This window comes from Bacteroides sp. 4_1_36, assembly GCF_003466325.1.
Taxonomy (GTDB): domain Bacteria; phylum Bacteroidota; class Bacteroidia; order Bacteroidales; family Bacteroidaceae; genus Bacteroides; species Bacteroides uniformis.
Genome location: NZ_QSOX01000020.1, coordinates 78,758 through 90,772, shown reverse-complemented (window position 1 = coordinate 90,772; position 12,015 = coordinate 78,758). Strand labels below are relative to the sequence as shown.

Sequence of the window (12,015 nt, the reverse complement as noted above, 5' to 3'; positions counted from 1 at the left end):
AAATGCAGAGGATGAAATATTTCACGGGAGGGCTGACATACAAAATTCATTTGAAATAATTAATGAAAAAATCAGCGGAGGGATGTTTGATACTATCAGACATCCCTTTTTCTGTATTATATATGTAAGATTAACGGAGGAATTCAAATTTTAATCGTAATTTTGTAGCCCATTATGAGTAGAATAATAGCCATAGACTACGGTCGGAAACGTACGGGAATAGCCGTGAGTGATACATTGCAGATGATTGCGAATGGACTGACAACTGTGCCTACACACCAATTGTTGCAGTTTCTTCTTGATTATGTGGCTAAGGAGCCGGTAGAGCGTATCTTGGTAGGCCTTCCTAAGCAGATGAATAATGAGGCTTCGGAAAACATGAAGAATATCGAACCTTTTGTCCGTTCGCTGAAGAAGAAACTGCCTGACATGCCGGTTGAATATGTAGACGAGCGTTTTACTTCTGTTCTGGCTCATCGGACGATGCTTGAGGCCGGATTGAAAAAGAAAGACCGCCAAAATAAAGCACTGGTGGATGAAATCAGTGCAACTATTATTCTGCAAACTTATTTAGAGAACAAACGTTTCTCTTTTTTATAATGTATAGAAAGTAATTTGTAATTAGTAATTTGTAGTAAAGGAAATGATTTTACCCATTTATGTGTACGGCCAGCCCGTATTGAGAAAGGTAGCAGAGGATATTGCCCCGGACTATCCGAATTTGAAAGAACTTATTGAGAATATGTTTGAAACGATGGACAATGCTGAAGGTGTGGGACTTGCTGCACCGCAAATAGGTTTGCCTATCCGCGTAGTAACCATTAATCTGGATGTCTTGTCTGATGATTTGCCAGAATATAAAGATTTCCGCAAGGCGTATATCAATGCCCATATTCTGGAAGTGTCCGGTGAGGAAGTTTCTATGGACGAGGGCTGCTTGAGCCTTCCAGGAATTCATGAATCAGTGAAGCGTGGCAACAAAATACGCGTGCAATACCTGGACGAGAACTTGGAACCGCACGATGAGATTATCGAAGGTTACCTGGCACGCGTGATGCAGCACGAGTTCGACCATCTGGAAGGAAAGATGTTCATCGACCATTTGTCTCCGTTACGCAAGCAGATGATTAAAGGAAAACTGAATGCCATGTTGAAAGGCAAGGCACACTGCACTTATAAGGTGAAAACCGTAAAGAAATAAGTTTAACCATATAATATGGTATAAAAGGCTCAAAAAATATAAAAAGTGTTCCGCTAATCCCGACAAGTAAACGAAAAACGTTACTTTTGTTTCGTTTACAAGCATTTATAAAACAAGATGATAAAAAAAATACTGACGGCTATTTTGCTGTTACCCACATTGTTGTATGCACAAATCAATACGGAACGGGTGATGACCATTGCTCGGAATGCATTGTATTTTGAGGATTACGTGCTTTCTATCCAATATTTTAATCAGGTAATCAACGCGAAACCTTATTTATATGAGCCTTATTTCTTCCGTGGACTGGCAAAAATCAATTTGGATGACTATCAGGGAGCGGAGAGTGATTGTGATGCTGCGATTCAGCGGAACCCTTTTGTGGTAGGTGCTTACCAAATCAGAGGATTGGCACGTATCCGTCAGAACAAGTTTGACGAGGCGATTGAAGATTATAAAACTGCCATCAAATACGACCCGGAGAATGTGGTGCTTTGGCATAATCTTTCCCTTTGCCATATTCAGAAAGAAGATTATGAGGCGGCTAAGGAAGATTTGGGTACGCTTCTGACAATTGCCCCCAGATATACACGTGCCTATCTGATGCGCGGGGAAGTCTCCCTGAAACAGAATGATACGATACAAGCTTTGCGTGATTTTGACAAAGCCATCGATATGGACCGTTATGACCCGGATGGATGGGGGGCAAGAGCCATTGTACGCCTCCAGCAGGGGAAATATAAAGAGGCTGAAGCTGATTTGGACCAGTCTATCCATCTGAGTGCAAAGAATGCCGGTAACTATATCAACCGTGCCTTGGCGCGTTTCCATCAGAATAATTTGAGAGGCGCCATGAGTGACTATGATTTGGCTTTGGATATTGATCCGAATAATTTTCTCGGGCACTACAACCGCGGTTTGCTGCGTGCCCAGGTGGGCGATGACAACCGGGCAATAGAGGATTTTGATTTTGTGTTGAAGATGGAACCGGATAACATGATGGCCACCTTCAATCGTGGTTTGTTACGTGCGCAGACGGGGGATTACCGGGGAGCTATCAGTGACTATTCCAAAGTGATTGCAGAATATCCTAACTTTATGGCCGGCTATTATCAGCGTGCCGAAGCCCGTAAAAAGATTGGCGACCATAAGGGAGCCGAGCAGGATGAGTTCAAAATCATGAAGATGCAGATAGACAAGCGTAACGGTGTTTCTTCTGGTGACAAAAAGGAAGGTGACGACAGTAAGGATGTTGCGGATAATTCCTCGGAAAACTCCAATGGAGATGGTGGGAAGACCCGTAAGAAATCCGACAAGAACATGGAAAATTATCGGAAAATTGTAATAGCGGACGATTCGGAAGCTGACCAGCGTTATAAGAGCGATTATCGCGGACGTGTACAAGACCGGAATGTGACCATCAAGCTCGAGCCGATGTATGCTTTGACTTATTATGAGAAACTGAGCGATGTGAAGCGTATCGTACATTATCATAAGTATATTGAGGAACTGAACCATTCGAAACTGTTCCCGAAGCCACTGCGCATCACCAATATGGAAGCTCCGTTGACGGAGGAACAAGTACGCTTCCACTTTGCTTTGATAGACGCTCATACGTCTGATGTGGTGGCTGACGAGAAGAACGCCAAGAAACGTTTCATGAGAGGTCTGGATTTCTATCTGGTTCAGGATTTTGCCAGTTCCATAGATGACTTTACAAAGAGTATCTTGTTGGACGACACTTTCTTCCCGGCATACTTTATGCGTGCTTTGGTGCGTTATAAGCAACTGGAATATAAAAAGGCCGAAGCCACAATGAGTGAAGGTGCCACTTCGGGTACAACGGAAATGAAGAAGCCTGAAGTGACAGCCATTGATTATGAAGTTGTGAAGAATGACCTGGATCACGTTATTCTATTGGCTCCTGATTTTGTCTATGGCTATTATAACCGTGGCAATGTGTCTTCGTTACTGAAGGATTACCGTGCCGCCTTGGCGGATTATGACAAGGCGATTGAGCTGAGTCCCGATTTTGCTGAAGCATACTTTAACCGTGGGTTGACGCACATCTTCCTGGGGAATAACAAACAAGGTATTGCCGATTTGAGTAAAGCCGGAGAGTTGGGCATTGTCTCGGCCTATAATATCATAAAGAGGTTTACAGATACACGGGAATAACATTTTTTTGCTAAAAAATAGAATATCAAAAAGAATTAGCTATTTTTGCGTTCTGAAAAATGAAATATACATATAAACTATGATAAAGATAACATTTCCAGACGGCTCTGTTCGTGAATATAACGAAGGAGTAACGGGACTGCAGATTGCAGAAAGCATCAGTTCGCGATTGGCACAAGACGTGCTGGCTTGTGGCGTGAACGGAGAAATTTATGATTTGGGGCGTCCTATCATGCAAGACGCTGAAGTGGTTCTTTATAAATGGGAGGATGAGCAGGGTAAGCATGCCTTTTGGCATACCAGTGCCCACTTGCTGGCCGAAGCTTTGCAGGAACTCTATCCGGGCATCCTGTTCGGTATAGGTCCTGCTATCGAAAACGGTTTCTACTATGATGTGGACCCGGGTGAAACGACTATCAAGGAAGCTGACCTGCCAGCCATTGAGAAAAAGATGGCTGAACTGGTGGCTAAGAAAGAAGCGGTTGTCAGACAAGACATTGCCAAGGCGGATGCTTTGAAGATGTTCGGTGACCGTGGAGAAACTTATAAATGCGAGCTGATTTCCGAATTGGAAGACGGCCACATCACAACTTATACGCAGGGTGCATTTACCGACTTGTGCCGTGGCCCTCACTTGATGACCACAGCTCCTATCAAGGCTATTAAGCTGACTTCCGTTGCCGGTGCTTATTGGCGTGGACAAGAAGACCGTAAGATGATGACCCGTATCTATGGTATCACCTTTCCGAAGAAGAAGATGCTGGATGAGTATCTTGTTCTGCTGGAAGAAGCCAAGAAGCGCGATCACCGTAAAATCGGTAAGGAGATGGACTTGTTCATGTTCTCTGACACCGTAGGTAAGGGATTGCCGATGTGGCTTCCCAAAGGTACTGCACTGCGTATCCGCTTGCAGGATTTCTTGCGCCGCATCCAGGCCCGTTACGATTATCAGGAAGTAATGTGTCCACCCATCGGCAACAAATTGCTTTACATCACTTCCGGCCATTATGCAAAATATGGTAAGGACTCCTTCCAGCCCATACATACGCCGGAAGAAGGGGAAGAGTACTTCTTGAAACCGATGAACTGCCCTCACCACTGTATGATTTACAAGAACTCACCCCGTTCTTACAAAGACCTGCCTTTGCGTTTGGCAGAGTTCGGTACGGTTTGCCGTTACGAGCAGAGTGGCGAGTTGCACGGTCTGACACGTGTACGTAGCTTTACGCAGGATGATGCGCATATCTTCTGCCGTCCGGACCAGGTGAAGGATGAGTTCCTCCGTGTCATGGACATTATCTCCATCGTGTTCGAATCTATGGACTTCGAGAACTTCGAGGCACAGATTTCCTTGCGTGACAAGGTGAACCGCGAAAAATACATCGGTAGCGACGAGAACTGGGAAAAAGCAGAACGCGCCATCATCGAAGCTTGTGAAGAAAAGGGGCTGAAGGCAAAAATAGAATATGGAGAAGCCGCTTTCTATGGTCCTAAACTGGACTTCATGGTGAAGGATGCCATCGGTCGCCGTTGGCAGCTGGGTACCATCCAGGTGGACTACAACCTGCCGGAACGTTTCCAGCTGGAATATACCGGTGCTGACAATCAGAAGCACCGTCCCGTAATGGTTCACCGTGCTCCGTTCGGCTCCATGGAACGCTTCGTGGCTGTGCTTATTGAGCATACGGCCGGTAAGTTCCCGTTGTGGCTGACTCCCGACCAGGTTGCCATCCTGCCTATCAGCGAGAAGTTCAACGACTATGCGCATGAAGTGAAACAATACTTGAAGCGATATGACATCCGTGCCATTGTGGATGAGCGCAATGAAAAGATTGGTCGTAAGATTCGTGACAATGAGATGAAGCGTATTCCGTACATGCTGGTTGTAGGTGAAAAGGAGGCTGAAAACAAGGAAGTTGCTGTCCGCAAGCAGGGAGAAGGTGATAAAGGAACCATGAAATTTGAAGAATTTGCCAAAAAAATGAACGAAGAAGTTCAGAATATGATAAATAAATGGTAACTTTGCGCCCAATTGTAGAAGCATAGCATATATTAGATGTTCTAAAGTTCGCTTTTACTTAACAAAAACATTAATTTGGGAATAGTAAATAAGAAACAAACTGGAAGTAAACGTTATTTAATGAAGAATGACAGCTTAAAAGGGCAACATCGGATTAACGAACAAATCCGGGCCAAAGAAGTCCGCATAGTGGGCGATGAAGTAGAACCAAAAGTGTATCCGATAGCGCAGGCTTTAAGACTTGCTGAAGAACATGAAGCGGATCTCGTGGAGATTTCTCCAAATGCACAACCCCCTGTTTGTCGTATTATTGATTATTCTAAATTTCTTTATCAGTTAAAGAAGCGTCAGAAAGAGCAAAAGGCAAAGCAGGTAAAAGTGAACGTGAAGGAAATACGTTTTGGACCTCAGACAGATGATCATGACTATAACTTCAAGTTGAAGCATGCTAAAGGCTTTTTGGAAGATGGTGACAAGGTGAAGGCCTACGTATTCTTTAAAGGACGTTCCATCTTGTTCAAAGAGCAAGGTGAAGTGTTGCTGCTCCGTTTTGCCAATGATTTGGAAGACTATGCGAAGGTAGACCAAATGCCGGTTTTGGAAGGAAAGAGAATGACAATCCAGCTCTCTCCGAAGAAAGTGGCGGCACCTAAGAAGAGCGCGGCTCCCAAGCCTGCAGAAGATGCGCCAAAGGCTGCGTCGGCTGAAACCGAAGAAGAATAAAGAAGTGAGTAACGCCATAGGTATAGTGCGTTGCCATATAATTTAATAATTAAAAAGTTTAAAAAAGATGCCAAAGATGAAGACTAACTCCGGTTCTAAAAAGAGATTTACTCTTACCGGAACAGGTAAAATCAAAAGAAAGCACGCTTTTCATAGTCACATCCTGACTAAGAAAACTAAGAAGCAGAAAAGAAACTTGTGCTACTCTACACTTGTTAGTACAACAGATGTAAGCCAGGTGAAAGAGCTCTTAGCAATGAAGTAATTGAAAAGCGTACAAAAGTATTAAAGTTATTAACCGAATGCATTAGCTTTAAGTCCGCTGCGTGAAGTAACGGCGCTAACATTCAAAAACAAGTAAAACTATGCCAAGATCAGTAAATCATGTTGCTTCTAAAGCAAGAAGAAAGAAAATTTTGAAATTGACCAGAGGTTACTTTGGTGCAAGAAAGAACGTTTGGACCGTTGCCAAGAATACTTGGGAAAAAGGTTTGACCTATGCGTTCCGTGACCGTAAGAACAAGAAGAGAAACTTCCGTGCTTTGTGGATTCAGCGTATCAACGCTGCCGCTCGTCTGGAAGGTATGTCTTACTCTAAGCTGATGGGCGCTTTGCACAAAGCTGGTATCGAAATCAACCGCAAAGTGTTGGCTGATTTAGCGATGAACCATCCGGAAGCTTTCAAGGCTATCGTTGCTAAAGCAAAGGCTGCATAAAAACAGTTAGCAGATAAATTACGAGGTGCTGATTACTCTTTTGGTAGTCAGCACTTTTTGTTTTCTGATACTCCGGGGAGGGGTTAAAACTTGAAAAGGACTTGAAACAATTTACTGCTTTTACTTGTTTCTTTCATAGAAACTCATTACCTTTGTTATAGAAAAAATAGCCGCATTGATTGGATCGGGAAACTCATCAATTTTTATGAAATACCGAGACAAGCTTCGCTTCTCAATGGCGGGCCACGCCCTTCGGGGTAACTCTTGAGTCGGTGGATTACAAAGAGGAGGAGCACTCAAATCATGTCATACGGAGTTTCATCACATCATCGGTGCGGCTTTCTATAAAAGAGGAACGGTAATCTGTTTGGATAACCGTTCCTCTTTCGTTTTATGCGGATGTGGGTGATTGTGAAACGATGATACGTGATGCTGAAACAGATGATGTGTCAAGGGAAGATAGATGATGTGTTTATACAAGACAGACCATCTGTATCGGGTGAACAGATGGTCTGTTTTGAAAAGAGTTTTTTTAAGTTTATTTGTTGTCCCGTAAGTCTTTTACCCTGACGGCTTTTCCTTCGCTCTGCGGCAAGGAACCTTTCTTTACCAACCGTAACTTCGGAGTTACCAGAATCTCGTCTTTCAGCTGGCGGGTAATGGCTTTGCTAATCTTTTGTAGCTCGATGTAATTGTCAGTAGAGAGGTCGCTAAGTTCAACTTCCACAATCATCTCATCCTGGTTATTGACCGTTTCGAGCGTGATGAGGTAATTGCTGCCCAATTCGGGGAATTGTACCAGCACCTTTTCCACCTGCATGGGGAAGATATTGACTCCCTTGATGATGAACATATCGTCGCTACGGCCTTTGATGCGGTCTATACGGATGTGGGTACGTCCGCAAGGGCACTTGCCGGGCAGGATGCGGGTAAGGTCGCGTGTACGGTAGCGGATGAGGGGCATCATCTCTCTGTCCAGCGTTGTCAGTACCAGTTCGCCGATTTCACCTTCCGGTACGGGTTCGCCGGTTTCCGGGTTAATGATTTCGACCAGGTAGCAATCTTCCCAGAAGTGCATGCCGTCTTGTTCGGTGCACTCGAAGGCTACGCCGGGACCGTTCATTTCAGTCATACCAAAGCTGTTATAGGCTTTGACGCCAAGCATGCGTTCAATCTTTCTGCGTTGCTCGTCTGTGTGGGGTTCGGCACCGATAACAAGCGTTTTCAGACTTGTGCCGGCGGGGTCCATCCCTTCTTCCTGGAATACCTCTGCCAAGCGGATGGCATAGCTGGGAATGGCATGCAGGGCAGTGGTCTTGAAGTCGGTGATGAACTTTATCTGACGCTTGCTGTTTCCGGCAGCGGCAGGAACAGTCAGCGCACCCAGACGTTCGGCTCCATACTGAAAGCCCAGTCCTCCGGTGAACATGCCGTAACCGGAGCTATTTTGGAAAACATCCGTCTTACGGATACCTACCATATAGAGGCAGCGTGCCACTAAGTTAGCCCAAGAGTCCAAATCGTGTTGGGAGTGTACGATGACCGTCGGCGTGCCCGTAGTGCCACTGGAAGAATGGATACGTACTCCGTCCTCACGCATATCGCCTGCTACTAATCCAAAAGGATAATTGGCGCGCATATCGGCCTTGGTAGTAAACGGTATCTTACGTATGTCTTCTATAGACCGGATGCTGTCGGCAGTGATGCCATGCTCTTGGAATACCTTTTTATAATAAGGAGAGTTGGCGGCAATGCTGACAGTCTTTTTTAACCGTTGCAGTTGCAGTTCGCGCAACTGCTCACGGGGCATCGTTTCAATCTCTTCTTCCCAGTATTTGTTATTCATGGTATGTTGAAATTTAGAGTCAATTATAGTTTACATCAGTTTTTCAGCAATCTCTTTGCCGGCAGCCAACGCTTTGAGGTTCAGCTCTACAATGGCGTCGCCCTTGCGTTGGAAGATTTCGCGGATGCTGTCTTGCACCTTTGCGTAGTCGATGCCGAGGAAGGGGATGGTGGCGCCCAGCAGTACGATGTTCGCTACGCGGGGAGAGCCGACTTCTTTTGCCACTTCGTTTACGTTCAGCATGATTTTATGCGGCAGCTTGTTGATTTCGGCCTTGATGTCTTCTTCTGCCGGATAGTTGGGAATGTTGATGAAGGGGGCTTCATTGGTCACCAGCCAACCTTCGGGGCTGAGGTAGGGGAGGTAGCGCAGTGCTTCCATCGGTTCCAGGGAGATGATGAGGTCGCATTTTCCTGTGGGAATGAGGTCCGAAGCGATGGGTTGGTCGCTGATGCGCAGGTTGGACTGCACGTCGCCGCCTCGCTGGCTCATGCCGTGTACTTCTGCCTGCTTCATGTAGAGTCCGTCCTTGAGGGCTGCTTTGCCGATTACGGTGGCGATGGAGAGGATACCTTGTCCTCCTACGCCGGAAAGTATGATGTCTTTTTTCATGGCTTTACTTGTTTCTTTTTTTGCGTGCTAATGTTTGGATGCATTCTCTGCGGGGGATGATGACGGATACGCCGTGGTGCTCGATTTCTTCCCGGATGATTTGCTTCATCTCTTCGTAGTTCTTCTTCAAGGGCACTACGACGCGGATGTGTTCGGGAGCTACACCGATGCCGGCGCAGATGGCTTCCAGACGTCCGGTGCCGGCAGAGTCTTGTCCTCCGGTCATGGCGGTGGTTTCGTTGTCGGAGATGACGATGGTGACGTCGGCGTTTTCGTTGACGCAATCCAGCAGTCCCGTCATGCCCGAGTGGGTGAAGGTGGAGTCGCCGATGACGGCTACGGCAGGATGCAGGCCGGCATCCGAAGCACCCTTCGCCATGGTGATGGAGGCGCCCATATCCACGCAAGAGTTAATGGCGTTGAATGGGGCATTGGCTCCCAGCGTGTAGCAACCAATGTCGCTGAACACCTTATAAGTGGGATATTCTTCTTTCAATACTTGGGTCAGCACCGTGTACATGTCGCGATGGCCGCAACCCTCGCACAAAGCGGGCGGGCGCATCTCTACCAAAGAAGGAACGCTGAATTCAGCCTTGTTCTCCTTGCCTACGGCACGTGCCACGCTGTCCGGGTTCAGCTCTCCGTCTTGTGAAAGAGTGCCGTCCAAACGGCCTTTTACTTTGATGCCGATGCCCAGATAGCCTTTTAGCTGTTTTTCTACGAACGGTTGTCCGTCTTCCAGTACCAGAATCTCGTCACATGCTTCTACCAGCTGCATCAGCTGTTTCTTGGGCAACGGGTATTGTCCGATTTTCAGTACCGGATATTCGCAACCTTCGGGATAGTTCTCCATCAGGTAGTTGTAGCCGATGCCGCATGCCACGATACCCAGCTTTTTGTTGGGGCCGTCGGTATATTTGTTGTAAGCGGAGTTTTCAGAAGCTTTGATAAATTCGTCCTGGCGTTGCAGCAATGCTTTGTAACGTTTGCGTGCATTACCCGGCAGGAGGATGAACTGACGCGGGTCTTCGCTGAAGGAAATCTCATTCTGCGGTTGTTGCTCCTTGCGCTCTACGCCGGAACGGGAGTGTGCCAGGCGCGTAACCATGCGCATCAGGATGGGTTCGCCGGTCTGTTCGGAGAAGTTGAATCCGTTGTACACCATGTCGTATGCTTCCTGCTGGTTGCTTGGTTCGTACATCGGGATGAGGGAGAAGTCGCCATAGAAGCGGCTGTCTTGCTCGTTTTGTGAGGAGTGCATGCTGGGGTCGTCGGCAGCAATGACTATCAGACCACCTTTTATGCCGGTAATGGCAGAGTTGATGAAACAGTCGGCAGCTACGTTCATACCCACGTGCTTCATGCACACCAATGAACGCTTACCTGCAAAGGACATGCCCAGGGCAGCTTCCATCGCAGTTTTCTCGTTAGAGCACCAGCGGTTATGGATATTCTTTTCGGCAGTAATCGGTGCCATCTGAATATATTCGGTGATTTCCGTAGAAGGAGTGCCGGGATAGGCATATACACCCGAAAGTCCGGCATCTAATGCAGCTTGTGCAATGGCTTCATCGCCAAGTAAGAGTTGCTTGCTCATATCTGAATATTTAAGTGTTAGTCATGGATTAATATTTGACGCAAATATAGGATTTTGCTTTTATTTTATCAGCAGATTACTTGAAAATCTTTCTTTCGTTTAATGCATTCCAATATTTTCTTGCATTTTTCATGTGCTCGGCATAATTGGATGCAAAGTTATGGGTGCCCGAGAAGTCCTCTTTGGCACACATGTAGAGGTAGTTGTGTTTCGTATGGTTCAGCACAGCATCCAGCCCGATGGGTGAGGGGATGCGTATGGGACCGGGAGGTAGTCCGGTGTTGAGATAGGTATTGTAGGGGGATTCTACTGCCAGATGGGCATTCGTAATTCTCCGCAAGCCGAAGTCCTGCAAGGCAAATTTGATGGTAGGGTCGGCTTGCAGGGGCATGCCGGTGTGCAGGCGGTTGATGTAGAGCCCTGCCACCATTGGTTTTTCGGGAGTGTTGTTTGTCTCTTCCTCGACGATGGAGGCAAGGGTGCAGACTTCCGTCGGGGTCATTCCGATGGCGGTGGCTTTGTCTAAGCGTTCCTGGTTCCAGAACTTCTGGTGCTCTTTTTGCATTCTTTCGAAGAACTCTTCTGCACTCATGTCCCAATAGACTTGGTAGGTTTCGGGGATGAAGAGGCAGGGCAGGGTCTCTTTGTTGTATCCCAGTTTTTGTTGGAATGCGGAGTCGTTCATCAATCCGGCTATTTCGGCGGAGTCTATCATGAGCTGTTTGCCTACGCTGCGTGCCAGCCGGTCCAGTGTGCGTACGCTGCCGACGGTGAGATTCGTAGGTTCTTGATATCCGCGGTACAGACGGCTGAATACGTGATATACGTTTTCCCCCGGCCGGATGGTGTAGCGTCCGGTGTGTATATTTTCGGAATATTTCTTGTATTGGGCCATCCAGCGGAAGCCGGTGAAGCTTCGAGGATGGCCTTGTTGTTCCACCTTATTATATATGGAGTCGGCGGTGTCGTCGCGGTCTATATAGATATAGACTGTCTTTTTCGGATGGAATTGCGGGGCAAACAGATAGTAGTATACTGTTCCTGCACAAGCTGCTCCAATAAGAATCAGTGCGACGAATGTTCCGATAATGATTTTCTTCTTTTCCATTTTGTTTTACTGCA

General features: G+C 46.6%; 11 protein-coding genes. 7 read left to right on the top strand and 4 right to left on the bottom strand.

What is annotated here, in order from left to right; all coding sequences use genetic code 11:
• Nucleotides 1-174: 174 nt before the first annotated feature.
• The 7 genes from ruvX (at nucleotide 175) to rplT (ending at nucleotide 6,838) form a co-directional block, all read left to right on the top strand.
• On the top strand, nucleotides 175-600 hold the full coding sequence (ruvX, locus tag DXD65_RS16665) for a Holliday junction resolvase RuvX (protein ID WP_005827870.1): 426 nt from the start codon (nucleotides 175-177) through the stop codon (nucleotides 598-600).
• Nucleotides 601-643: 43 nt separating this feature from the next.
• Nucleotides 644-1,201, top strand: a complete 558-nt coding sequence (def, locus tag DXD65_RS16660; protein ID WP_005827872.1) for a peptide deformylase — start codon at nucleotides 644-646, stop codon at nucleotides 1,199-1,201.
• Nucleotides 1,202-1,318: 117 nt separating this feature from the next.
• Complete coding sequence (locus DXD65_RS16655) at nucleotides 1,319-3,379, top strand: tetratricopeptide repeat protein (RefSeq protein WP_005827873.1); 2,061 nt, start codon at nucleotides 1,319-1,321, stop codon at nucleotides 3,377-3,379.
• Nucleotides 3,380-3,458: 79 nt separating this feature from the next.
• Entirely contained in the window at nucleotides 3,459-5,399 is a 1,941-nt protein-coding gene (gene thrS / locus DXD65_RS16650; RefSeq protein ID WP_005827875.1) for a threonine--tRNA ligase, read from the top strand.
• 120 nt (nucleotides 5,400-5,519) lie between these two features.
• Entirely contained in the window at nucleotides 5,520-6,122 is a 603-nt protein-coding gene (gene infC, locus DXD65_RS16645) for a translation initiation factor IF-3 (protein WP_005827878.1), read from the top strand.
• A gap of 67 nt (nucleotides 6,123-6,189) precedes the next feature.
• Nucleotides 6,190-6,387, top strand: coding sequence for a 50S ribosomal protein L35 (gene rpmI, locus DXD65_RS16640; RefSeq protein WP_005827880.1), 198 nt, complete (start codon nucleotides 6,190-6,192; stop codon nucleotides 6,385-6,387).
• Between the two features lie 100 nt (nucleotides 6,388-6,487).
• Nucleotides 6,488-6,838 (top strand): 50S ribosomal protein L20, encoded by a 351-nt coding sequence (gene rplT / locus DXD65_RS16635; RefSeq protein WP_004289896.1) that lies wholly within the window; start codon nucleotides 6,488-6,490, stop codon nucleotides 6,836-6,838.
• Nucleotides 6,839-7,376: 538 nt separating this feature from the next.
• Here rplT and DXD65_RS16630 read toward each other — a convergent pair.
• The 4 genes from DXD65_RS16630 to mltG all read right to left on the bottom strand — a co-directional run bounded on the left by DXD65_RS16630 (nucleotide 7,377) and on the right by mltG (nucleotide 12,001).
• On the bottom strand, nucleotides 7,377-8,684 hold the full coding sequence (locus tag DXD65_RS16630) for a phenylacetate--CoA ligase (protein ID WP_005827882.1): 1,308 nt from the start codon (nucleotides 8,682-8,684) through the stop codon (nucleotides 7,377-7,379).
• 30 nt (nucleotides 8,685-8,714) lie between these two features.
• Nucleotides 8,715-9,296: an indolepyruvate oxidoreductase subunit beta gene (locus DXD65_RS16625; protein WP_009036846.1), complete on the bottom strand. Its 582-nt coding sequence runs from the start codon at nucleotides 9,294-9,296 to the stop codon at nucleotides 8,715-8,717.
• A 4-nt stretch (nucleotides 9,297-9,300) separates the two neighbouring features.
• Nucleotides 9,301-10,893 (bottom strand): thiamine pyrophosphate-dependent enzyme, encoded by a 1,593-nt coding sequence (locus DXD65_RS16620; protein WP_005827886.1) that lies wholly within the window; start codon nucleotides 10,891-10,893, stop codon nucleotides 9,301-9,303.
• Nucleotides 10,894-10,969: 76 nt separating this feature from the next.
• Entirely contained in the window at nucleotides 10,970-12,001 is a 1,032-nt protein-coding gene (gene mltG / locus DXD65_RS16615) for an endolytic transglycosylase MltG (protein ID WP_005827888.1), read from the bottom strand.
• Nucleotides 12,002-12,015: the final 14 nt, after the last annotated feature.

Coding starts and splice junctions, on each gene's coding strand:
- mltG (WP_005827888.1), bottom strand. CDS start 12,001: ATGGAAAAGAAGAAAATCATTATCGGAACATTCGTCGCACTGATTCTT.
- ruvX (WP_005827870.1), top strand. CDS start 175: ATGAGTAGAATAATAGCCATAGACTACGGTCGGAAACGTACGGGAATA.
- rplT (WP_004289896.1), top strand. CDS start 6,488: ATGCCAAGATCAGTAAATCATGTTGCTTCTAAAGCAAGAAGAAAGAAA.
- rpmI (WP_005827880.1), top strand. CDS start 6,190: ATGCCAAAGATGAAGACTAACTCCGGTTCTAAAAAGAGATTTACTCTT.
- infC (WP_005827878.1), top strand. CDS start 5,520: ATGAAGAATGACAGCTTAAAAGGGCAACATCGGATTAACGAACAAATC.
- DXD65_RS16620 (WP_005827886.1), bottom strand. CDS start 10,893: ATGAGCAAGCAACTCTTACTTGGCGATGAAGCCATTGCACAAGCTGCA.
- DXD65_RS16625 (WP_009036846.1), bottom strand. CDS start 9,296: ATGAAAAAAGACATCATACTTTCCGGCGTAGGAGGACAAGGTATCCTC.
- thrS (WP_005827875.1), top strand. CDS start 3,459: ATGATAAAGATAACATTTCCAGACGGCTCTGTTCGTGAATATAACGAA.
- DXD65_RS16655 (WP_005827873.1), top strand. CDS start 1,319: ATGATAAAAAAAATACTGACGGCTATTTTGCTGTTACCCACATTGTTG.
- def (WP_005827872.1), top strand. CDS start 644: ATGATTTTACCCATTTATGTGTACGGCCAGCCCGTATTGAGAAAGGTA.
- DXD65_RS16630 (WP_005827882.1), bottom strand. CDS start 8,684: ATGAATAACAAATACTGGGAAGAAGAGATTGAAACGATGCCCCGTGAG.